19 protein-coding genes are annotated in these 21417 nt (G+C 72.3%); 5 read left to right on the top strand and 14 right to left on the bottom strand.

The window, feature by feature from the left end; translation table 11 throughout:
• Positions 1 to 162: 162 nt before the first annotated feature.
• The gene (locus ACFY12_RS05440) at positions 163 to 1197 is read left to right on the top strand and encodes a phosphatase PAP2 family protein (RefSeq protein WP_390714423.1); all 1035 of its coding nucleotides are present in this window, start codon (positions 163 to 165) and stop codon (positions 1195 to 1197) included.
• Between the two features lie 139 nt (positions 1198 to 1336).
• Here the strand turns inward: ACFY12_RS05440 and ACFY12_RS05435 are convergent, their stop codons facing one another.
• Positions 1337 to 1552 carry an I78 family peptidase inhibitor gene (locus ACFY12_RS05435; protein ID WP_390714422.1) on the bottom strand — a complete coding sequence of 72 codons (216 nt, stop codon included), beginning with the start codon at positions 1550 to 1552 and terminating at the stop codon, positions 1337 to 1339.
• 603 nt (positions 1553 to 2155) lie between these two features.
• On the opposite strand from ACFY12_RS05435, the gene ctaD reads away from it, so the two are divergent.
• Complete coding sequence (ctaD, locus tag ACFY12_RS05430; RefSeq protein ID WP_390714421.1) at positions 2156 to 3835, top strand: cytochrome c oxidase subunit I; 1680 nt, start codon at positions 2156 to 2158, stop codon at positions 3833 to 3835.
• A 42-nt stretch (positions 3836 to 3877) separates the two neighbouring features.
• Here the strand turns inward: ctaD and ACFY12_RS05425 are convergent, their stop codons facing one another.
• Entirely contained in the window at positions 3878 to 4780 is a 903-nt protein-coding gene (locus tag ACFY12_RS05425) for a hypothetical protein (RefSeq protein ID WP_390714420.1), read from the bottom strand.
• 407 nt (positions 4781 to 5187) lie between these two features.
• Positions 5188 to 6150, bottom strand: coding sequence for a transglycosylase family protein (locus ACFY12_RS05420; protein ID WP_390714419.1), 963 nt, complete (start codon positions 6148 to 6150; stop codon positions 5188 to 5190).
• Positions 6151 to 6433: 283 nt separating this feature from the next.
• Between ACFY12_RS05420 and ACFY12_RS05415 the strand changes: the two genes are divergently transcribed.
• The gene (locus tag ACFY12_RS05415; RefSeq protein WP_390714418.1) at positions 6434 to 7252 is read left to right on the top strand and encodes a hypothetical protein; all 819 of its coding nucleotides are present in this window, start codon (positions 6434 to 6436) and stop codon (positions 7250 to 7252) included.
• Positions 7253 to 7425: 173 nt separating this feature from the next.
• A complete protein-coding gene (locus ACFY12_RS05410) occupies positions 7426 to 7707 on the top strand; it encodes a hypothetical protein (RefSeq protein WP_390714417.1) in 282 nt (93 codons plus the stop codon).
• Positions 7708 to 7809: 102 nt separating this feature from the next.
• Here ACFY12_RS05410 and der read toward each other — a convergent pair whose 3' ends face one another.
• From der to ACFY12_RS05390, 4 genes are all read right to left on the bottom strand, one after another.
• On the bottom strand, positions 7810 to 9273 hold the full coding sequence (gene der, locus ACFY12_RS05405) for a ribosome biogenesis GTPase Der (protein ID WP_390714416.1): 1464 nt from the start codon (positions 9271 to 9273) through the stop codon (positions 7810 to 7812).
• Positions 9274 to 9363: 90 nt separating this feature from the next.
• The gene (locus ACFY12_RS05400; protein ID WP_390715055.1) at positions 9364 to 10032 is read right to left on the bottom strand and encodes a lysophospholipid acyltransferase family protein; all 669 of its coding nucleotides are present in this window, start codon (positions 10030 to 10032) and stop codon (positions 9364 to 9366) included.
• 74 nt (positions 10033 to 10106) lie between these two features.
• Positions 10107 to 10838, bottom strand: coding sequence for a (d)CMP kinase (gene cmk, locus ACFY12_RS05395; protein WP_390714415.1), 732 nt, complete (start codon positions 10836 to 10838; stop codon positions 10107 to 10109).
• 108 nt (positions 10839 to 10946) lie between these two features.
• Positions 10947 to 12032 carry a prephenate dehydrogenase gene (locus ACFY12_RS05390; protein ID WP_390714414.1) on the bottom strand — a complete coding sequence of 362 codons (1086 nt, stop codon included), beginning with the start codon at positions 12030 to 12032 and terminating at the stop codon, positions 10947 to 10949.
• Between the two features lie 281 nt (positions 12033 to 12313).
• Here ACFY12_RS05390 and ACFY12_RS05385 point away from each other — a divergent pair, with 281 nt between their 5' ends.
• The gene (locus ACFY12_RS05385; RefSeq protein WP_390714413.1) at positions 12314 to 13087 is read left to right on the top strand and encodes a DNA polymerase beta superfamily protein; all 774 of its coding nucleotides are present in this window, start codon (positions 12314 to 12316) and stop codon (positions 13085 to 13087) included.
• Positions 13088 to 13194: 107 nt separating this feature from the next.
• Here ACFY12_RS05385 and ACFY12_RS05380 read toward each other — a convergent pair whose 3' ends face one another.
• The 7 genes from ACFY12_RS05380 to ald form a co-directional block, all read right to left on the bottom strand.
• On the bottom strand, positions 13195 to 14292 hold the full coding sequence (locus ACFY12_RS05380) for an ADP-ribosylglycohydrolase family protein (protein WP_390714412.1): 1098 nt from the start codon (positions 14290 to 14292) through the stop codon (positions 13195 to 13197).
• Between the two features lie 193 nt (positions 14293 to 14485).
• On the bottom strand, positions 14486 to 15658 hold the full coding sequence (locus ACFY12_RS05375) for a pseudouridine synthase (RefSeq protein WP_390714411.1): 1173 nt from the start codon (positions 15656 to 15658) through the stop codon (positions 14486 to 14488).
• Complete coding sequence (gene scpB, locus ACFY12_RS05370) at positions 15658 to 16443, bottom strand: SMC-Scp complex subunit ScpB (RefSeq protein WP_390714410.1); 786 nt, start codon at positions 16441 to 16443, stop codon at positions 15658 to 15660. The genes ACFY12_RS05375 and scpB overlap by 1 nt, the downstream gene beginning before the upstream one ends.
• Positions 16440 to 17678 carry a segregation and condensation protein A gene (locus ACFY12_RS05365; protein WP_390714409.1) on the bottom strand — a complete coding sequence of 413 codons (1239 nt, stop codon included), beginning with the start codon at positions 17676 to 17678 and terminating at the stop codon, positions 16440 to 16442. The genes scpB and ACFY12_RS05365 overlap by 4 nt, the downstream gene beginning before the upstream one ends.
• Before the next feature lie 378 nt (positions 17679 to 18056).
• Positions 18057 to 18698 (bottom strand): hypothetical protein, encoded by a 642-nt coding sequence (locus tag ACFY12_RS05360; RefSeq protein WP_390714408.1) that lies wholly within the window; start codon positions 18696 to 18698, stop codon positions 18057 to 18059.
• Positions 18695 to 19711: a ParA family protein gene (locus ACFY12_RS05355; protein WP_384439633.1), complete on the bottom strand. Its 1017-nt coding sequence runs from the start codon at positions 19709 to 19711 to the stop codon at positions 18695 to 18697. The genes ACFY12_RS05360 and ACFY12_RS05355 overlap by 4 nt, the downstream gene beginning before the upstream one ends.
• A gap of 494 nt (positions 19712 to 20205) precedes the next feature.
• Positions 20206 to 21321, bottom strand: a complete 1116-nt coding sequence (gene ald / locus ACFY12_RS05350) for an alanine dehydrogenase (protein ID WP_390715054.1) — start codon at positions 21319 to 21321, stop codon at positions 20206 to 20208.
• Between the last annotated feature and the right edge of the window lie 96 nt (positions 21322 to 21417).

Genomic DNA, 21417 nt, shown 5'->3' with positions numbered 1-21417 from the left:
CGTGACGACACGCGGATGGCTCGAAGGGATGGAGAATCGCTGTGAATTCACTTTCAAAGCCCTGCCCCGCCGCCTCGTTTGAGACCCATTCCACATCACATCGTCATTACAAAGCGCACGGTTTGGCCAGGTGCCTTCATCACACGCGGTAACGTCGATTGAGTGCGTACCGATGAGAAGCTCGACCAGATGGAGGAGCGCCCGACCGATCGCGCCCGGCCACCCCGGATGACCCGGACCCGCCAATGGCTGTTCGGCGGCACTCTGGCGGTGTACGCGGCGATCGTGATCGGAGTGCTGACCAGTTCATGGCTGGTCGCCTTCGACTGGCAGGTCATGTTCTTCCGGCCGTACAAGCAGTGGCCGGAGATGCACGCCTTCCTCGACTACTTCGTGGTGCTCGGACAGCGCGGGCCGACCGCGGTGGCGGTGGCGGCCTGGCTCGGCTGGCGCTGCTGGCGGCAGCGCAACCTCCACCCGCTGCTGGTACTCGGCGCCTCGCTGCTGCTGCTGAACATGACCGTGGGCGCCGCCAAGCTCGGCATGGGCCGGCTCGGCCCGCACTACGCGACCTCCGTCGGCTCCACCGAGATGGGGCTCGGCGGCGACATATTCCCCTCCGGCCACACCGCGAACGCCGTGGTCACCTGGGGTGTGCTGGCCTATCTGGCGACCACGCCGCTGCGCCGCCGCACGCTGTCGGTGATCGCCGCGCTGGGCGCGCTGGGCGTCGGCATGACGACCGTCTACCTCGGTACGCACTGGGTCAGCGATGTGCTGCTCGGCTGGGCCGCTGGCCTGCTCGTCCTGCTGGCGATGCCGTGGCTGGAGCCCGGCGTCACCTGGGTGGAGGACCGCCTCATGGGCATCATCCTGCGGCTCTGGCTGCGGCTGCGCCCCGGTTCGCTGCGCGGTCCGCTGCCGGCCGGTCCGCTGGCCCCGGGGGTGTCCCCGCAGCGCATCTCCCCCGACGGCGAGGTACTGGTGCGCGAGGCGATCGGCGCGGGATCGGGCGGCCGGTCCGCGAGCCGCCCGCCGGACGGCTGGCCGCACCACCCGGCGCGTCCGTACACGATCCGTTCCGAACGCACCCCGGTCACCCCGGCGGGCAGCCGCCGGCCGCCGCACGCGGACCGCTTCCCGCGCACCACGCCGCTGAGCCCGTCCTCCGGGCGCGGCCGCAACGGAAGCGGCTGACCAGCCCCTCCCCCGGTCCGCGGGGCCGGTACGCACACCCTGCCCCGCGGCGAAGGCCCCGGCCGCTCCTCCTGAACCGGAGGGCGTCCGGGGCCTTCGTCGTCCTGCGGCGGTACGTGCCCCGCGGACGCGACCCGCGCTAGCCGGGCCAGCAGCGGTGCACCGTGCCGTCCTTGACCTCGAAGTTGAGCCGCCCGGCGAGGAACTCCATCGTGATGACCGTGCCCGGCGCGAGCGAGCGGACGGTGGTCCAGCCCCGCGACCGGGCCCGCTCCTCGGCGTCCTGCCGGCCGAGGCCGACATACGCCTCGGGGTCGTCCTGAGGGTTCTCCGGGAGGGTCGGTACATCAGCCATGGCAGCCACCGTAGGCGCCCTGATCGGCTCGCGGAAGGGCCGGCCGTCCCACACGTCGATGACTTTCCGGTCCGGTGATGGTCACACTTGTGTTACAGCGAACGCTCCTGCGTTTGCCCGGAGTTCTGTCACCCGTACGCGCCGTGTCGCACCTCGACCGGGTGGAAAACAAAGCCGCCGGAATTCCGCCGTGATCAATTACGTAACGGAGTGCGGGCGCTTCCGGGAAGGCGGCGAAGCCACCGGAATACGACCTTCGGGGCGCCGCCGCATTCCCGCCGCCCGGCGTCTTTTATCGGACGTCCGAAAATAAGCCAACGGGACGCATTCCCCACACATTTCCCGCACATTCCCGGCCACCGGAACGCACTTCCGCGCGGCGCGGCCGCCCTCGGAACTTCCCGGCACGGCCTCCCCCGTGCCTCCTCCCCGCGCGCGCCCCGCCCGGCCCGTCGGCTTCCGGATCCCACCGGAACGGACCGGAGCGCCCCCTCGCGCCGGGCTCCACGCCCGGGGATCATGCCGCCGAGTACCCCTTCCGGTACCCCTGGGGCACCCCTTCGACACCCCTTCGGCACTCCTTCGACGGACAAGGCGCAGCGGATGGTTACGGACACCGGCCGGGCGAGCGGCCCGCGCCCGGCGGCGCACCGCCGCGGGGCGGTGGTCGTCGACTGGCTGACCACCACCGACCACAAGAAGATCGGGCACCTCTACCTGATCACCTCGTTCGGCTTCTTCCTGGTGGGCGGGGTGCTGGCGCTGGTGATGCGCGCCGAACTGGCCCGTCCGGGGCTGCAGCTGATCAACGCCGAGCAGTACAACCAGGCGTTCACCATGCACGGCACGGTCATGCTGCTGCTGTTCGCCACCCCCGCCTTCTCCGGCTTCGCCAACGAGATCGTGCCGCTGCAGATCGGTGCGCCCGATGTGGCCTTCCCCCGGCTGAACATGCTCTCGTACTGGCTCTACCTCTTCGGCGGGCTGATCGTGGTGGGCAGCTTCCTCACCCATACCGGCGGAGCGGCGTTCGGGTGGACGGCCTACGCGCCGCTGAACTCCCAGATCCGCTCACCCGGCCACGGCATCGACATGTGGATCATGGGCCTGGCGCTGTCCGGCTTCGGCACCATCCTCGCCTCGGTCAACTTCATCGCCACGATCGCCGTGATGCGGGCGCCCGGCATGACGATGTTCCGGATGCCGGTGTTCACCTGGAACACCCTCTTCACCTCGGTCCTGGTCCTGATGGCCTTCCCGGTCCTGGCGGCCACGCTGCTGGTGCTGGAGGCGGACCGGCGGTTCGGTGCGGTGGTGTTCGAGGCGAAGTGGGGCGGTGCGCTGCTGTGGCAGCACCTGTTCTGGTTCTTCGGCCACCCCGAGGTCTACATCATCGCGCTGCCGTTCTTCGGCATCATCACGGAGATCATCCCGGTCTTCTCCCGCAAGCCGGTCTTCGGCTACCCCATGCTGATCGGCGCGACGATGGCCATCACGGCGCTGTCGGTCATGGTCTGGGCCCACCACATGTTCGTGACCGGCGCGGTGCTGCTGCCGTTCTTCTCCCTGATGTCGTTCCTGATCGCGGCGCCGACCGGGGTGAAGTTCTTCAACTGGATCGGCACCATGTGGAACGGCTCGCTGTCCTTCGAGACGCCGATGCTGTGGGCGGCCGGCTTCCTGGTGACCTTCCTGTTCGGCGGGCTGACCGGCGTCATCCTGGCCTCACCGCCGATGGACTTCCAGGTCACCGACTCGTACTTCGTCGTCGGCCACTTCCACTACGTCGTCTTCGGGACGGTCGCCTTCGCCACCTACGCCGGCTTCTACTTCTGGTGGCCGAAGTTCACCGGCCGGATGCTCGACGAACGGCTGGGGAAGATCCACTTCTGGACGATGTTCACCGGCTTCCAGGTCACCTTCCTCGTCCATCACTGGCTGGGCGTGGGCGGTATGCCGCGCCGCTACGCCGACTACCTGGCCGCCGACGGCTTCACCGCCCTCAACACCGTCTCCACCATCGGCGCCTTCCTGCTGGGCCTGTCCACCCTGCCGTTCCTCTACAACGTCTGGAAGACCACGCGGTACGGCGCCCTGGTCGACCGGGACGACCCCTGGGGCTTCGGCCGTTCCCTGGAGTGGGCGACCTCCTCGCCGCCGCCCCGGCACAACTTCACCTCGCTCCCGAGGATCCGCTCCGAGTCCCCGGCATTCGACCTGCACCACCCGGAGATGGCCGGCCACCCGTCGCCGGCACCGGCGCCCGGGGCGGCCGGTCCCTGATCTCCCGTCCCCGGGTCAGCTTCCGTATCTCCCGTCCCCGGGTCAGCTTCCGTCCGGTCCGGTGACCCGTATGGCCAGGTCGTTGTCGAGCGTGTAATAGGGGCCGATGCGGAACCGCCCGGTGGCGGCCCGCACCGGAAGCGCCGGGTAGCTGACGGCCTGCTTCTTGTCCGCGACATCGTCCAGCAGCCGGGCCAGCCGGACCGGGTGGGCGCCCTCGGCGGGGCGCAGCCACAGGTCCCAGCGACTGCCGCCCGCTTCCCAGTGGCCGGCCAGTTCCTCGTAGGACAGCGTGAAGGTGAAGTCCGCGCCGTCGACGGCGAGCGGGGCGGTGACCGTGGCCAACTCGGCGTCCGGCGCCCCGGGGACGCGGCGCGCGCGAGCCTCGGCCCGGGCCCCGGCGGCCGGAACCGCGCCGTAGAGCCGGCCGGAGACCGTCATCCCGTCGGGCGCCACGAGGATGTCGCCGGCCTCCGCGTGCGGACCGCGCAGCCAGCTGCGCAGCGCGAGGTCGCCGAAGGCGGTGGCGTACGGGATGCGTACGCCGAGCCGGCCGATGCCCGCCAGGGGGCGGCGGTCCACCAGCGAGCCGAGGTCGTTGACGCCGAGCTGCAAGGGGCGGGGGTCCTGGCCGTCGCCGAGGTCCGCGTAGGCGTTCCAGCGGCCCTCGGCGAGGGCGACGGTGCTGGGCAGCACGGCGCGCAGCCGGCCGGCGCCGTTCGGGCCGAGCGGCAGCCGCATCTCGTCGTCCGCGCCGTCACCGCCGCGCCGCCGCAGCACCAGCGCCGCGCTCCAGGAACCGGCGGCGTCCTGAGGAGCCGTCAGGTCGAAGGTGAGGCCGCCCGCCGAGTCCGCGATGCAGTCGGCCCGCAGGTCGGCCTGCCCGGTCACGGCGTCCGCGGCCGCCTCTCCCCCGGTCGCGGTCGGCCGGCTCGATGCGGTCATGCCGTCCGCACCCCTCTCCGTGCGGCGCGCGTGCCGCTGCCGCCGGCGTGGAAGACCGGGGCGGGCCCGGTGCCGTACGCACGGTGAATCAGGAATGAGCTGTACATCCGTCCCTGCGTCCCTGGTCTTCCGGATTGTCCCTGCGCCCCCCCGCTGACCGCTTCGCGCTCCCCTCCTGACAGCACAAAGCGTCCAACTCGCTGAACGGAAAGACCGGGGAAGGACGTTCCCGGTTGGGCGCTTTGACCAAGATGTGCCGCAAAAGTTAGGTCATCGATAGCGGCGCCAGGGAACCTCTTCGCTTCTTTTGGCGTCCGCACCAGAGGTGCGCACTGCGGAGTCCCCCCACAGAGCCCCCCAGAGTGCCGCCCGCGGGGCGTCGGCCGCGGAGCGCGTCCCCACGCTCCCTACGGCGTCCTCCGCCGGGCGTGCGGGCTCCGGCGCCCGCGTGACCCGTCCTGCCACGACAGCGCATCCTCCATGGCGGGCTCGAACATCTCGGCACGGGGAACGATCACGTCGCCGGCCGGGTCCGACGACGCGCCGTCGCCGCCCGCCCCGCCGATGGCGCCCATGCCGTCGAGCCCGGCCGCGCCGTCCAGCCCGGTGGCGCCGCCCTGCCTCATGTCGTCCGCCGCCGGCCAGGACTCACCGCTCCCGGGCTGGACCGGTACCGCCTGCGGAACGTCCGGTACCGCCTGCGGGCCGTCTTGGTCCGTGCCCCGCGGAAGTCTCAGCCGGGTCCCGACCTGCAGCCGTCTGGAGTCGCGTCCGATGATCTTCCGGTTGGCCTTGTACAGCGCACGCCAGCCGCCCGGCACACGGTGCGCGGCGGCGATGGAGCCGAGGGAGTCCCCCGGTCGCACGACGTACGTCCGGCTGCCCTTCCCGCCGCTCTCCTCCGCGCTGTCCTCTCCACCGCCACCCCCGCCGTCGCCGTCGCCGATCAGTCCGTACCGCTTGGCGCACACCGGCCAGGCGCGCCAGCCCTGCGCCGCCTGGACCCGCTTCGCGACCTCGATCTGCTCGTCGCGGGAGGCGAGGTCGGCCCGCGGCGCGAAGGCGAGGCCGCCGAAGTCCTCCCAGGTGGGCTGCCAGAACTGCAGGCCGCCGTAGAACCTGTTGCCGGTGTTGCTGCGCCAGTCGCCGCCGCTCTCGCAGTCGGCGAGACAGGTCCAGGGCCACTCGTCCTCGGCACACCCGTGCCGGGTCTTCCCCCCGCCCCCGCCTCCGTCACCGCCGCCCCCGCCCCCGTACGGCTCACCGACCGCGGCACCCCCGGGGAGCCACAGCACCAGGGCGGCGACGACCGCGGTGAACCGCCCGACGGATCCCACGAAGCGCCGCGGCGCCGAAGAGTTGTCCGACATAGCCGGTGACGGTAGGCAGCCGTCCGCCGCTGGCCAGGGCGCCGCGCCCGCCCCGGCCCGGCCCCACCCGGTCCGGTGTACGGAAAGCGCCCGACTGCGCCGGGTTTTGCGCAGAAGTTGGCGGTATGTGATCGCTTTTCGGACGCCTTTCCATGGTTTCCCACTGTGCGGGGATTGGTTCGATTCTGTTCCCGTCGCCGCGTGACCCCTGCCGCAGATCACCCGTTGTCCTTGTACAAGCCGGGAGACCGCCCGGCAGACGCACAGAGATCGAGGAGCCCCCGTGCCGCGCATGCTCGACGTCAGCGCCGACGTTCGCGCCGAGATCGGCGACGAAGAAGCCGACCGGCTGCTGGACGGTGACGGCGCCCCCGGCAACTACGACTGCACCTCCTGCCGGACCCCCGGGGACAGTGAGCAGGAGCGCACCAGCACCGTCCTGTTCGTGGGCGAGGAGACCGCGGTGCTCGCGTTCGCCCACGCCACGTGCATCCCCTCGCAGGTCGTCCCGGTATCGGAGGAGCAGCTCCAGGGAGCCGTGCGCTCCATCACCGGAGAGGAGCCCGCCCCGGCCCCCCCGGCCCCGGAGCCCGCGCCGGCCGCTCCCGCCGCTCCGGCCCCCGCGAGCGGACGCCAGGCCACGCTCGGCATCACCTGCGGTCTGGTGCTGGTGGGGGAAGATCTGCGCCCCGCCCTCGTCGTCGAGCCGGACGGCCCGATCGTCCGCCCCGGCTCGACCGGCCAGCAGGACGAGTTCCTCACCCTCCTCATGGAGCAGGGCTTCCAGCAGGTGGAGGACGTGAACCAGCTGCCCGTCACGATCCACGGCTGGTCCGCGCTGCTGGCCATGGGCAAACTGCACGCCGTGCTGCAGCCGGGCAACGCCGGCAGCCAGGCCGCCTGGTGGCAGGCCCACCAGCCGCTGCCCGTCTCCGACGGCTGGCGCCAGGCCGCCACCAAGACCCGGACCGTGCTGATGTACGCGGCGCCCGCGGGCACCATCGGCCAGCAGCCGCGCGAGGACCTGATGCGGCAGGCGCTGGAGAAGGCCGCCAGGAACCGGATCCTGGTCGCCGCGGCGATGCCGCTGGCCGGCACCTGACCGTCCGTCCGCACCCGATCGCGGGGGCGGGACCGCCGATCCGGCCGGTCCCGCCCCCGCGATCAGCCATTTCCGCAGTGAGACCGCATCCCTGGGCCATCAGGGTCGTTGGCACATACGTGCACGCATACGACCCCTCCGCCCGCGCCCCGTACCCCCATCCGATCCCCGGCATGCGCTCCTCGCACGAACACCGGCCGGCGCCCTCCGGCGACCGCGGTTCGGCGACGCCGATCTATGACGCGCTGTACGCCGAGTACCGCCGCGCCTTCCGCGCCCTGCCCGGGGACCGCACGGACGAGCCGGAGCTCCCGGAGGTGCTGCGCGGGAGCTGGGGCCGTACGACGGCGTCCACGGGCCACTGGGAGGTCGTCGGCCGCCAGCCGTACCACCCCAGGGCCGGCCACCTCCCGGCCCTGCCCCCGGGCCCTCGGGACACCCGTCCCCGTCACTGAGCCCGGCCCCGCGGCCGGCCGGGGGCGTTCCCGCCCCGGCCGGCCGCGGGGCACGCGGCGGCCTCCGGGCCGCGGCCGCGCCCGCTGCTTCTTCTTGTCGCCCTACTTCTTCTTGCTGCCGCGCTTCTCGCGTACCCGCACCGAGATGTGGATCGGCGTTCCCTCGAAGCCGAACTCCTCGCGCAGCCGGCGCTCGACGAAGCGGCGGTAGCCGGCCTCGAGGAAGCCGGAGGCGAAGAGGACGAAGCGCGGGGGCTTGGTGCCGGCCTGGGTGCCGAAGAGGATGCGGGGCTGCTTGCCGCCGCGGATCGGGTGCGGGTGGGAGGCGACGATCTCGCCGAGGAAGGCGTTCAGACGCCCCGTCGGGATACGGGTCTCCCAGCCGGCCAGCGCGGTCTCGATCGCCGGGACGAGCTTCTCCATGTGGCGGCCGGTGCGCGCGGAGACGTTCACCCGCATCGCCCACGGGACCTGCACGAGGTCCCGCTCGATCTCCCGCTCCAGGTAGAAGCGGCGCTCCTCGTCGAGGGTGTCCCACTTGTTGTACGCGATGACCAGGGCGCGCCCGGCCTCCACGGCCATCGTGATGATCCGCTGGTCCTGGACGCTGATGGATTCGGAGGCGTCGATCAGGACGACCGCGACCTCGGCCTTCTCCACGGCCGCCGCGGTGCGCAGCGAGGCGTAGTAGTCGGCGCCCTCCTGGAGGTGCACCCGGCGGCGGATACCGGCGGTGTCCACGAACTTCCAGGTCTTGCCGCCCAGTTCGATCATCTCGTCGACCGGGTCACGGGTGGTGCCGGCCAGCTCGTTGACCACCACCCGCTCCTCGCCGGCGACCTTGTTCAGCAGCGAGGACTTGCCGACGTTGGGACGGCCGATCAGCGCGATCCGGCGGGGGCCGCCGACGGCCGCGCCGAAGGTCTGCGCGGGCGCCTCGGGCAGCGCCTCCAGCGCGGCGTCGAGCATGTCGCCGGTGCCCCGGCCGTGCAGCGCGGAGACCGGGTACGGCTCGCCGAGACCCAGCGACCACAGCATGGCGGCGTCGGCCTCGCCGGACGCGCCGTCGACCTTGTTGGCGGCCAGCACGACCGGCTTGCCGGACCGGCGCAGCAGCTTGACGACGGCCTCGTCGGTGTCGGTCGCACCGACCTTGGAGTCGACGACGAAGACGACCGCGTCCGCGGCTTCGATGGCGAACTCGGCCTGCATCGCCACGGACGCGTCGATGCCGAGCACGTCCTGCTCCCAGCCGCCGGTGTCGACGACCTTGAAGCGGCGGCCGTTCCAGTCGGCCTCGTAGGTGACCCGGTCGCGGGTGACGCCGGGCCGGTCCTCGACGACCGCCTCACGGCGGCCGATGATGCGGTTCACCAATGTCGACTTACCGACGTTGGGGCGGCCGATGACGGCGAGGACGGGCAGCGGGCCGTGGCCGGCTGCGGCGATGTCACCCTCGACCTCTTCGAGGTCGAAGCCCTCCTGCGCGGCGAGCTCCATGAACTCCGCGTACTCGGCGTCGCCAAGCGCACCGTGCTCGTCGCCGGTGGGGATCTGGTCGTTCATGAAGTCCGTTCCTCACGCATTCACTGTGCGGCTCACCGCCGCGTGGTCATCGGTGGGCCCGCTCGTCGCGGCCCACTACTCAAGTGTGGTTCAGCGCCCGGTCAGGCGCCTGGCCTCGGCCAGGTGGGCGGTCAGCCGCTCCTGGATCCGTACGGTCGCCTCGTCGAGCGCCCTACGGGTGCGCCGCCCGCTGCCGTCGCCCGCGGGGAAGGCGTCGCCGAAGACGACGTCGACGCGGGCGCGCAGCGGGGGCAGCGCGTGGGTCAGTCTGCTGTGCCGGTCCTTGCCGCCGAGGACCGCCACCGGTACGACGGGAGCGCCGGAGCGCACCGCGAAGTACGCCAGGCCGGCCCGCAGCGAGGCGAAGTCGCCCTCGCCGCGGGTGCCTTCCGGGAAGATCCCCAGCACCCCGCCGCGCTCCAGCACGCCGAGCGCGTCGGTGATCGCCTTGCGGTCGGGGGAGTCGCGGTCCACCTTCAGCTGCCCGATGCCCCGCAGGAACGGGTCCAGCGGGCCGACGAAGGCTTCCTTCTTGATCAGGAAGTGCACCGGCCGGGGCGCGGTGCCCATCAGCATCGGGCCGTCGATACCGTGCGAGTGGTTGACGGCGAGGATCACCGGCCCGGCGGACGGCACCCGCCAGGCGCCCAGCACCCGTGGCCGCCACAGCCCGTACATCAGGCCGATGCCGATCCGCCGGCCGACCCCGGCGCCCGAAGCGCTGGGAGCACCGGAACGGCGGCCGGCCCAGGCGCCCATGGCGCTGCGGAGGCCGGAACGGCGGTCCGTGCCGCTGCCCGTGGCGTGCGGTGTCGGTGTCCTGCCAGGTTCGGTCACCGGGCGAGTCCCGCCTTTTCGGCGCTGACGCCCTCGATGAGGGTGACCACGCACTCGATGACCTGCTCCAGCGTCAGCTCGGTGGTGTCGACCTCGACGGCGTCGTCCGCCTTGGCCAGCGGGGAGGTCTTCCGGGACGCATCAGCGGTGTCCCGCTTGATCAGCGCCTCGCGGGTGGCGGCCAGGTCCGTGGCCTCCTTGCCCTTGAGCTCGCCGCTGCGACGGGCCGCCCGCGCCTCGGGGGAGGCGGTGAGGAAGATCTTCAGGTCGGCGTCCGGCAGGACCGTGCTGCCGATGTCCCGGCCCTCGACGACGATGCCGCCGTGGGCGGTCATGGCGATGGTGCGCTGCAGCTCGGTGATCAGGGCCCGCACCTCGGGGACCGCGCTGACGGCGCTGACCGCGGCGGTGACCTCCTGGGTACGGATCGGGCCCGCGGCGTCCAGCCCGTCGACCGTGATGGTGGGGGCGGCCGGATCGGTGCCGGAGACGATCACGGGCTTGGTGGCGGCGTCGGCCACGGCCACGGCGTCCTGGACGTCGATGCCGTTGCTCAGCATCCACCACGTGATCGCGCGGTACTGGGCGCCGGTGTCGAGGTAGCCGAGGCCCAGCTTGGCGGCGACGGCCTTGGACGTGCTGGACTTGCCCGTGCCTGCGGGGCCGTCGATGGCGACAATCACTGCAGCCGGGGCGGTCCGAGCGGCGGTTTCCACGGTGACGAACACCTTTCTTGTCCACGTCTTGCACACGGGGCGGGGGTCCAGCGGGCGGTCCGGGGCCGTAAGAGCCCCGCACAAGGTTACTGGCTCACCCGCACGGCGCCGTCCACGGAGTCATCGCCGGATCGACCACCCCCGCTCCCGCAGCTCCGCGGTGAGCCCGGGCACCGCCTGCGGCTCGACCATGAGCTGGATGAAGCCCGCCTGCTGGCCGGTGGCGTGCTCGATGCGGACGTCCTCGATGTTGACCCCGGCCCGGCCGGCGTCGGCGAAGATCCGGGCCAGCTCGCCGGGCTGGTCGCCGATGTGGACCGCGACGATCTCGTACGCGGCCGGGGCGGCGCCGTGTTTGCCGGGGACCCGCTCGCGGCCGGCGTTGCCCCGCCGCAGCACGTCCTCGATACCGCCGGCACCGGTGCCGCGCTTGTCCTCGTCGGCGGAGTCCAGGGCGCGCAGGGACCGTACCGTCTCGTCCAGATCGGCGGCGATCTCGGACAGCACATCGGCGACCGGGCCGGGGTTGGCGGAGAGGATCTCGATCCACATCCCGGGATCGGAGGCCGCGATCCGCGTCACATCGCGGATGCCCTGGCCGCAGAGGCGTACCGCGGTCTCGTCGGCTCCCTCGAGGCGGGCGGCGACGAGGCTGGAGAGCAGCTGCGGGGTGTGCGAGACCAGGGCGACGGCGCGGTCATGGGCGTCCGCGTCCATCACCACCGGGACGGCCCGGCACAGCGCCACCAGCTCCAGGGCGAGGTTGAGCACCTCGGTGTCGCCGCCGGGGGCCGGGGTCAGCACCCACGGGCGGCCCTCGAAGAGGTCGGCGGTGGCGGCCAGCGGGCCGGAGCGCTCCTTGCCGGCCATCGGGTGCGTACCGAGGTAGCCGGTCAGATCGCAGCCCATCGCCTCCAGTTCCCGGCGCGGGCCGCCCTTGACGCTGGCGACGTCGATGTACGCCCGCGCCGCGCCGCGCCGGACGACCCCGGCCAGCGTGGTCGCGACATGGGCCGGCGGTACGGCCACGACGGCCAGGTCGACCGGCCCCGGCGGTGCCTCGGCGACGCCCGCGCCGAGCGCGGCGGCCGTCAGGGCCTGGGCCTGGTCGTGGTCCTCCAGGAACACCTGCACACCGCGCCCGTGGAGCGCGAGGGCGACCGAGGTGCCGATCAGGCCCGTTCCTATGACGAGTGCGGTCCTCACTGCGCGATGTCCTTTCGTGCCGCCACGTCACTGCTCCCCTTATGTCGTGTGCCGCGTCACGCTCCTGCGCAGTCACGCTCCTGTGCACGCACTGATCAGCGTAACCAGCGGCACTGACATTCCGTACGCGGCGGGTGACCACGGGCCGTGCGCGGTGAGGTGCCCCGTTCGCCGGGCCCGTGCGCCGCGAGGTTTCCCGGCTCCGTGCCACCCGCCAACCCGGTGGCGTCCGTCCTCCAAATCGGTGGCGTCCACCCTCCTGACCAGCCACAATCGCCGTCATGCCGGAAGCCGCCACGACCTCCTCCCCCTCCCCGCACTCCTCCGCCGCGTACGCCTCCCGACGTGCGTCCGCGCCCACCCCCACCGCCACGGGTCACTCCCTGGTCGCCGAGCACACCGTCTACGCGTGTGTGATGGGCTCGCGCGCCTTCGGACTGGCGACGGAGAGCAGCGACACCGACCGGCGCGGGGTGTACCAGGCCCCGACCCGGCTCTTCTGGGGCTTCGAGAAGCCGCCGACGCATGTGGAGGGCCCCCGCGAGGAAGAGTTCTCCTGGGAGCTGGAACGCTTCTGCGAGCTGGCGCTGCGGGCCAACCCCACCGCCCTGGAGTGTCTGCACTCCCCCCTTGTGGAGCGCGTCGACGCCACCGGCCAGGAACTGCTCGCGCTGCGCGACGCCTTCCTGTCCCGGGAGGTCCACCGCACCTTCGCGGGCTACGCCACCGGTCAGCTCCGGCGGCTCCAGGCCGATCTGCGGCAGCGCGGCACACCCCGCTGGAAGCCCGCCATGCATCTGCTGCGCCTGCTGGCCGGCTCACGCGATCTGCTCCGTACCGGCGTGCTCACGCTGGACGTCGGACCCGAGCGGGAGCGGCTGCTGGCGGTCAGGCGTGGGGAGGTGCCCTGGGAGGCGGTCGAGCAGCGCATCGCGCGGCTGGCCGAGGAGGCCGAGGAAGCGGTGTCCCGGTCGCCGCTGCCGGCCGAGCCGGACCGGGCCCGGATCGCGGACTTCCTGTTCCGGGCCCGGCAATCCTCAGCCCTCGGCCACTGAAGCCGCGCCCGGGCGCCTGAGGACAGGGCTCCGGCGCGGGCGACCGGGCGCCGGAGCCCTGTCCTCAGGCATCCGGAGCCATGTCCTGAGGCATCCGGAGCCATGTCTCAGGCATCCGCCGGACCACCGTGTTCCTCGGCGTCCCGGACATCCCGGGTATCCCGGACGTCCCAGGCTTCCCCCAGTGCCAGCAGTTCCGCGCGGTACTCGATACGGGCGGCCCATTCCTCGGGCCAGGCGCCGGCTCCGCCCCAGGCGCCCGCGAAGGCGCCGGTCAGGCAGGCGATCGAGTCGGAGTCGCCGGAGCTGCAGGCGGCCCGGCGCAGCGCGGTGAGCGGCTCGCCGGGGAAGAGCAGGAAGCACAGCAGGCCGGTGGCCAGCGCCTCCTCCGCGATCCAGCCTGCGCCCGTGGCCAGGCACGGGTCTGCCTCCGGGTCCGGCGCGGCGAGCGCCGCGTCGAGCCGGTCCAGGGCGCCGAGGCACTCGTCCCAGCCCCGGACGATGAACGCCGTCGCGGAGGGGTCCTGGGCGCGCCGCCACAGGTCGCCCAGCCAGTCCTCCCGATAGACGGTGCGCTGATCGAGGGCGTACGTGCGGAGCAGGCCGGGCAGCCCGGCGGGCGGCGCGCCGTCGGCGAGTGCGCGGACCGCGTACGCGGTCAGGTCGCCGGCGGCGAGCGCGGTGGGGTGCCCATGGGTCAGCGCGGACTGGAGCTGGGCGGCGCCGGAGCGTTGCCTCGGACTCAGCCCCGGTACGAGCCCGACGGGCGCGACCCGCATATTGGCGCCGCACCCCTTCGACCCGATCCGGCCGGCCTCGGCCCAGGGCCGCTCCGGGTCGCTGAGCAGTTCGCAGGCGCGCAGGCAGGTGGCGCCCGGTGCCCGGTCGTTGTCGGGCGAGCGCCACCAGGCGACGTACTCCTCGCGCACCGGACGGACGAGGCTCCGCGGGCGCAGCTCGCCGTGCTCCAGCGCCGTACGCAGCCCACGCCCCAGCGCCAGGGTCATCTGGGTGTCGTCGGTGACGAGGGCGGGGTCGGGGAGCGCCATCCGCCGCCACGGGCCGTACGTGGCGAGGATCGCCGGTACGTCGTCGAACTCCGTCGGAAAGCCCAGCGCATCGCCGAGCGCCAGGCCGATGAGCGCGCCGGTGGCGGCGGACGCCGCCGCCCCGGCGGGCCTTGCCGACTCGCACTCGAACCCCATGAAAACCACCCCTTAATCGTCATGGTGACGTTAAGGGGTGGGGGCGCGGCACCGCAAGCCGGATGTGGGGGCGCGGCACCGCAAGCCGGATGTGGGGGCGCGGCACCACAAGCCGGATTCCGACGGGCGCCGCGCCAGTGGTGGGCGGGTACGGGAGTGGTAACCCCTGCGGGAACGCCCCTACAGGGTCCCCCTACAGCTCCACCTCGCGCATCAGCATCCCGACCTCCGTGTTGGTCATCCGGCGCAGCCAGCCCGACTTCTGGTCGCCCAGCGTGATCGGACCGAAGGCCGTACGCACCAGCTTGTCGACCGGGAAGCCGGCCTCGGCGAGCATCCGGCGCACGATGTGCTTACGGCCCTCGTGGAGGCTCACCTCGACGAGGTAGTTCTTGCCGGTGTTCTCGACGACCCGGAAGTGGTCGGCGCGGGCGTAGCCGTCCTCGAGCTGGATACCGTCCTTCAGCCGCTTGCCGAGGTCGCGCGGGAGCGGACCCTGGATCGCCGCGAGGTAGGTCTTCTTGACGCCGTAGCGGGGGTGCGTCAGGCGGTGCGCCAGCTCGCCGTGGTTGGTGAGCAGGATGATGCCCTCGGTCTCGGTGTCCAGCCGGCCCACGTGGAACAGCCGCGTCTCGCGGTTGGTGACGTAGTCGCCCAGGCACTGGCGGCCGTCCGGGTCCTCCATCGTGGAGACCACACCGGCCGGCTTGTTGAGGGCGAAGAAGAGGTACGACTGGGTGGCGACCGTCAGGCCGTCGACCTTGATCTCGTCCTTCTCCGGGTCGACCCGGACGCCCTGCTCGGTGACGATCCGGCCGTTGACCTCGACCCGCGCCTGGTCGATCAGCTCCTCACAGGCCCGCCGCGAGCCCATACCGGCCCTGGCCAGCACCTTCTGCAGCCGCTCGCCCTCCTGCTCACCGAACGTCTTGGGCGTCGTGACCCGCGGCTTGTTGTGCCGGGCGCGGTTGCGCTCCTCGATCTGCGCGTCGTACTCGCGGGGCCGTGCGGGCGCCTGGCCCCGGCCGGGCCGGCCGGCGCCGCCCCGGGGGCCGCCGCCCTTGCCGCCGGGACGGCCCGTCGTGTCGGCGGCGCCCCTACGGGGACCGCCCTTGGCACCGCCGCGGGCCGCCGCGCCCCGGCCGCCGCCGGTCTGCCCGCCGGCCTTGCCGCCGCCCCGGCGCTCGTCACGGGAGCCCGCCGGGCCGCCGCGGCCATCGCCCTGTCCGCCCTGTCCGCCCACGTCGTAGCGGCGCTCCTCGGGACGCGGGCGGCCGGCGCGCTGCTGCTTGTCGTCCCTCTTGTTGCCCGCACCGCGGTAATTGCCGCGCCCGCTGTCCCTGCTGTTCCTGCCGCTGCTTCGCATCAATGATCCGTCTGAGAGTCGCCGCTGTCGTCTACGTCGAACGACGGGATACCTTCCGCGGAGTCGCTCTCGACGGCTTCCGCCTCCGGGAGGAACGGTGCGAGCTCGGGGAGCTCGTCCAGGCCGCGCAGGCCCATCCGCTCCAGAAAGTAATTCGTCGTCCTGTACAGGATCGCACCTGTTTCAGGTTCCGTCCCCGCCTCCTCCACCAGGCCGCGCTGGAGGAGCGTGCGCATCACACCGTCACAGTTCACACCGCGAACGGCCGAGACCCGGGAACGGCTGACCGGCTGACGGTACGCGACCACGGCCAGAGTCTCCAATGCGGCCTGCGTGAGCCGGGCCTGCTGGCCGTCCAGGACGAACGCCTCCACCGCGTCCGCGTACTCGGCACGGGAGTAGAAGCGCCAGCCGCCGGCCACCAGGCGGAGATCGAAACCGCGGCCCTGGCGGGTGTAGTCGTCGGAGAGCTCGCGCAGTGCCAGCGCGACCGCTCGCCGGGGCCGCAGCAGCACCCTGGCCAGGTGCTCCTCGGTCGCCGGCTCGTCGACGACCATGAGGACGGCCTCCAGCGCGGGCTTGAGGTCCAGCTCGGCGACGCCCAGCGCGCCGGCCGGCACCTCGGGCCGCTCCCGGGGGCCGGCACCGTCCGCGCCGGCGGCCTCCGTGACGTCGTACGCCTCCTCGGCGGCCCGGCGGGTTTCCGTGGCCCGGTGAGCCTCCGCGGCTCCGCCGGCCTCCGTGGCCCCGTCGTCCGTCCCGCCGCCACCGGCCGCGCCGCTCATCCCTGCTCCTCTTCCGCTTCCGCTCGTGCGCGTTCCGCTCGCCGGGGCTGTTCCCGCTCTCCCCCTGCGGCGGTGTGCTCGCCCGGTTCTTGGCCGGACGGTTCGTGATCGGACGGTTCCTCGTCGAGCGGTTCATGGTCGGACGGTTCCTGGTCGAGCGGTTCCTCGCCGGACGGGTGGTCCTGGTCGAACTCGTCCGTCACCCTCGGCGCAGCGCCCTCCGCGCCCGTCCAGCGGACCGTGAGCGCGCCGAGGGCCTCCTCCTGGTCCAGCGCCACCACCCGCTCCCGGTAGAGCTCCAGGAGGGCCAGGAAGCGCGCCACGACGGTGAGGGTGTCCGGAGCGTCCGCGGTCAGTTCCTGGAAGCTGCTCACGCCCGCCTCGCGCAGCCGCGCCATCACCACCTCGGCCTGCTCCCGCACGCTCACCAACGGGGCGTGGATGTGGTCGACGTAGACCTGCGGTGCGGCCTTGGGCTGCATCGCCTTCACCGCGAGCTTGGCGAAACCCTCCGCGCCGATGCTGATCACGACCTCGGGCAGCAGCTCGGCGTGGTGCGGCTCCAACCCGACCGTACGGGGGTACCGCCGGGCCTCGTCCGCGAGCCGCCCCTGGAAGATGTCCGCGATCTGCTTGTACGCGCGGTACTGGAGCAGCCGCGCGAACAGCAGGTCGCGGGCCTCCAGGAGCGCGAGGTCGGCCTCGTCCTCCACCTCGGCGGCGGGCAGCAGCCGGGCCGCCTTCAGGTCGAGCAGGGTCGCCGCGACGACGAGGAACTCCGTCGTCTGGTCCAGGTCCCAGTCCGGACCCATGGCACGGATGTGCGCCATGAATTCGTCGGTCACCTTGGAGAGCGCGACTTCGGTGATGTCCAGCTTGTGCTTGGAGATCAGCTGCAGCAAGAGGTCGAAGGGGCCCTCGAAGTTGTCGAGCCGCAGCGTGAACGTTCCGTCGCCGCCGTCAGCGCCCGCGCCGTCCTCGCCGCCCTCACTGCCCTTGCCGCCCCCGCCGTCCCTCTCGGTCGGCTCCACGGAACCAGCCACCACTGGGGACGCACCGGAATCCGGCCCCTCACCGGCCTCCGCAAGCTCCGGCCCCACCGGCGCCACCGGCGCCACCGCCAGTGCCTCCGAATCCACCGCCGGCGCCTCCGGATCCGCCGCCCCCGCACCGGGCCCGCGCCCGAGTCGTCTGCGGGCGCGGGGCACGGGGGCATCGTCGTTGGTCGTCGGCATCGCGGTCCAGGGTGCTGCGGTCCCGTGCCGGGAGGGGCGACGGGCTGGTCACGGGCGGGAAGCCCGCCGGAGAGGCAGGCTATCCCGTACGCACCCGGGACACGCTCCAGGCCGCGCGGCGGGCCCTCAGAGGTCTTCCCTCAGGAAGGTCGGGGGTTTCCCTCAGGAAGGTCGGAGGTCTCCCTCAGGGGGACGGGGGACTCCCCGTAAGGGACGGTCGAACAGATCCCCTAAGGGACGCGAGGGCCCCCTGCGGGGCCACAACGAACCAGGGGCGGACGGTATTCCGCCCACGCGGGCAGCCGCACCCGGCAACCCGGCACCGCGCCCGGCAACCCGGCACCGTGCAGGCGTCCCGGCACCGTGCAGGCGCCGTGTCTAACGCCCGCGCAAGCGCCGTACGAGGATGCTGGCGTCGCCGCGGGATTCCAGGTCGGCGAGGACGACGGCGACCGCCTCGCGGACGATCCGGCCCCGGTCGACCGCGAGGCCGTGTTCACCGCGCAGCACCAGGCGCGCGTGCTCGAGGTCCATGAGCTCCTCGGCGGAGACATAGACGGTGATCTTCTCGTCGTGCCGTTCCCGGCCGCTGGGGCGGCGGTTGGCGCCGCGGGTGCCCCGGCGGCGGCCCTGGCCGCCCGCCTGTGCGGCGGCCGCGGCGGCGTCCGCCGTGACCTGGCCCGGCTGGGCGCGGTGGGCCTTGCCGCCGTCCCCGTCCTGCTCGCGCCCGCCGTGTTCGGCCGCGGGCGTGACCGAGGGCACCCGGGGCGGGGTGGCCGGTCCGCCGTCAGCGGCCGTCGCCGGGGTGTCCGTATCGCCGCTCTGCCGCCGCTGCCGGGCAGGGGCGGTCGTCTCCGGTGCCTCCGTGGCCTGCTCGGGCTCGCCGCCCGGCGCGGGCACCCGCGGGGCCTCGCCGTTGACCGCGGCCGCCGAACCGTTCGCGGCGCGACGGGGGCTGGAGGGCTGCAGCCCCACTCCCCCGGTGGTGCGGAAGAGTTCGTCGGCTCCCGGCAGACTCACTCGGCGTGACACCGGGCGAGCACCTCCCTGGCGAGCTGGCGATAGGCGGCGGCACCGACGGAGTTGGAGGCGTACGTGGTGATCGGCTCGCCCGCGACGGTGGTCTCCGGGAAGCGGACCGTACGGCCGATGACGGTGTGGTAGACGTGGTCGTCGAAGGCCTCCACGACGCGCGCCAGCACCTCGCGGCTGTGCACGGTACGGGAGTCGTACATCGTCGCCAGGATGCCGTCCAGCTCCAGCTCGGGGTTGAGCCGCTCCTGAACCTTCTCGATCGTCTCGGTGAGCAGCGCCACACCGCGCAGCGCGAAGAACTCGCACTCCAGCGGCACGATGACCTTGTGAGCGGCCGTCAGGGCGTTGACGGTGAGCAGGCCGAGGGACGGCTGGCAGTCGATGACGATGTAGTCGTAGTCGGCCAGCAGCGGCTTCAGGGCGCGCTGCAGCGTCGACTCACGGGCGACCTCGCTGACCAGCTGCACCTCTGCCGCCGACAAGTCGATATTGCTGGGCAGCAGGTCCATGTTGGGGACCGCGGTCTTCAGGAGCACCTCGTCGGCCGACATGCCCCGCTCCATGAGCAGGTTGTAGACCGTCAGGTCGAGCTCCATGGGGTTGACGCCGAGTCCGACCGACAGGGCGCCCTGCGGGTCGAAGTCGACGAGCAGCACCCGTCGTCCGTATTCGGCGAGTGCGGCGCCCAGGTTGATGGTCGAGGTGGTCTTGCCCACCCCGCCCTTCTGGTTGCACATCGCGATGATCTTGGCCGGGCCGTGCTCCGACAGCGGTCCCGGGATGGGGAAGTAAGGGAGCGGGCGTCCGGTCGGGCCGACGCGTTCGCGGCGCTGGCGCGCGGCGTCCGGCGCGAGCGTCGCGGCGTATTCGGGGTCCGGCTCGTACTCCGCGTCCGGATCGTAGAAGTGCCCCTGGGGCAGGTCGTCGTAGTCGGCGAGACGGGCGGGTTCTCCACTGCCCCGGTCGCCGGCCATGGCGTTCACGTGATGGCCGTCCATACTCTGGTGGGCTGTCGTGGAAATGCTGTGGTGCGCTGCGAAGGTGTGGACCGCTACGGAGCCGACAGCCTCGAGCCCCGAGGGACCCTGGCCCCGTGCGACCGCTCCTGGGTGACGACCTCCGGGAGTAAATGTCGACTCATTCACAAGTCGTCTTACCTCCTTGGACGTGACCAGGAAACTTTATCGATAGGTCAGCGTGGCACCATGCCGACGGTTGGCGACTCTATGGCGTGTCGGGCGTCCGCAGCAACACAATCCACCGGACCCGGCACGATGTGTCGGTAACCGGACCCTTCGATGTCAAGAGCGCAGGCGGGATCCCTTCGGAGTTCCGGGAGTGCGCGAATCGGTTAAAGGGTTACGTTCACGGCGAGTTGAGAGACGACGTTCCGGAACGGTACGCGCCGGGGGCCGGATATGCGACCGGCCGGGCCCTGTCGCCAAGGCCCGGCCGGAGGTGCGGCATTGACGCCGCTTGTTGACGCCCCGTCTCAGCCGAGGAGGGTGCGCAGCTCGACGCACTCGAGGCCGTGGGCCTCGGCGACGGACGGGTAGACCACCTTGCCGTCGTGCGTGTTCAGCCCCTTGGCCAGCGCCGGGTCACGGCGCAGCGCCTCGACCCAGCCGCGGTTCGCCAGCTCCACGATGTAGGGCAGCGTGGCGTTGGTGAGCGCGTAGGTGGAGGTGTTCGGCACCGCGCCGGGCATGTTGGCGACGCAGTAGAAGACCGAGTTGTGGACCTCGAAGGTCGGCTCGGCGTGCGTGGTGGGACGGGAGTCCTCGAAGCAGCCGCCCTGGTCGATGGCGATGTCGACAAGGACACTTCCGGGCTTCATCTTGGCGACGAGCTCGTTGGTGACCAGCTTGGGGGCCTTGGCACCGGGGATCAGGACGGCACCGACGACGAGGTCGGCCTCGACGACGGCCTTCTCCAGCTCGTAGGCGTTGGAGACGATCGTCTGCACCTTGGTGCCGAAGATCTTGTCGGCCTCGCGGAGCTTGTTGATGTCCTTGTCGAGCAGGGTGACGTGGAAGCCGAGGCCCACGGCGATCTGCACGGCGTTCCAGCCGGAGACGCCGCCGCCGATGACGACGGCCTTGCCCGCGGCCACACCGGGGACGCCACCGGGCAGCACACCACGGCCGCCGGCCTGACGCATCAGGTGGTACGCGCCGACCTGCGGGGCGATCCGGCCCGCGACCTCGGACATCGGGGCGAGCAGCGGCAGCTGGCGGCCGGCCGTCTCGACGGTCTCGTAGGCGATGGCGGTGGTGCCGGACTGCAGCAGGGCGTCGGTGCACTCCTGGGAGGCGGCCAGGTGCAGGTAGGTGAAGAGCGTCTGGTCCTTGCGGAGGCGGTGGTACTCCTCCGCGATCGGCTCCTTGACCTTGAGCAGCAGGTCAGCGGTGCCCCAGACCTCATCGGCGGTGTCCAGGATGGTGGCACCGGCGGAGACGTACTCCTCGTTCGTGATGGACGAGCCGAGACCGGCGTCCTTCTCGATGAAGACCTGGTGGCCGTGGCGGACGAGCTCGTGGACTCCGGCGGGCGTGATGGCCACGCGGAACTCGTTGTTCTTGACCTCGCGGGGGATGCCGACCTTCACGTCGATCACGGTCCTTGAATGGGAGGGTGCAGGAGGAATTATCCCCTCCCGCAATGCATGACGGAACTGACCGCGCCGTACGCGGCCCAGCCAGTC

The organism is Streptomyces sp. NPDC001339 (genome assembly GCF_042895955.1).
Lineage (GTDB): Bacteria > Actinomycetota > Actinomycetes > Streptomycetales > Streptomycetaceae > Streptomyces.
Note: the sequence above shows the minus strand (reverse complement) of the source record. Positions and strands in the feature narration are given on the sequence as shown.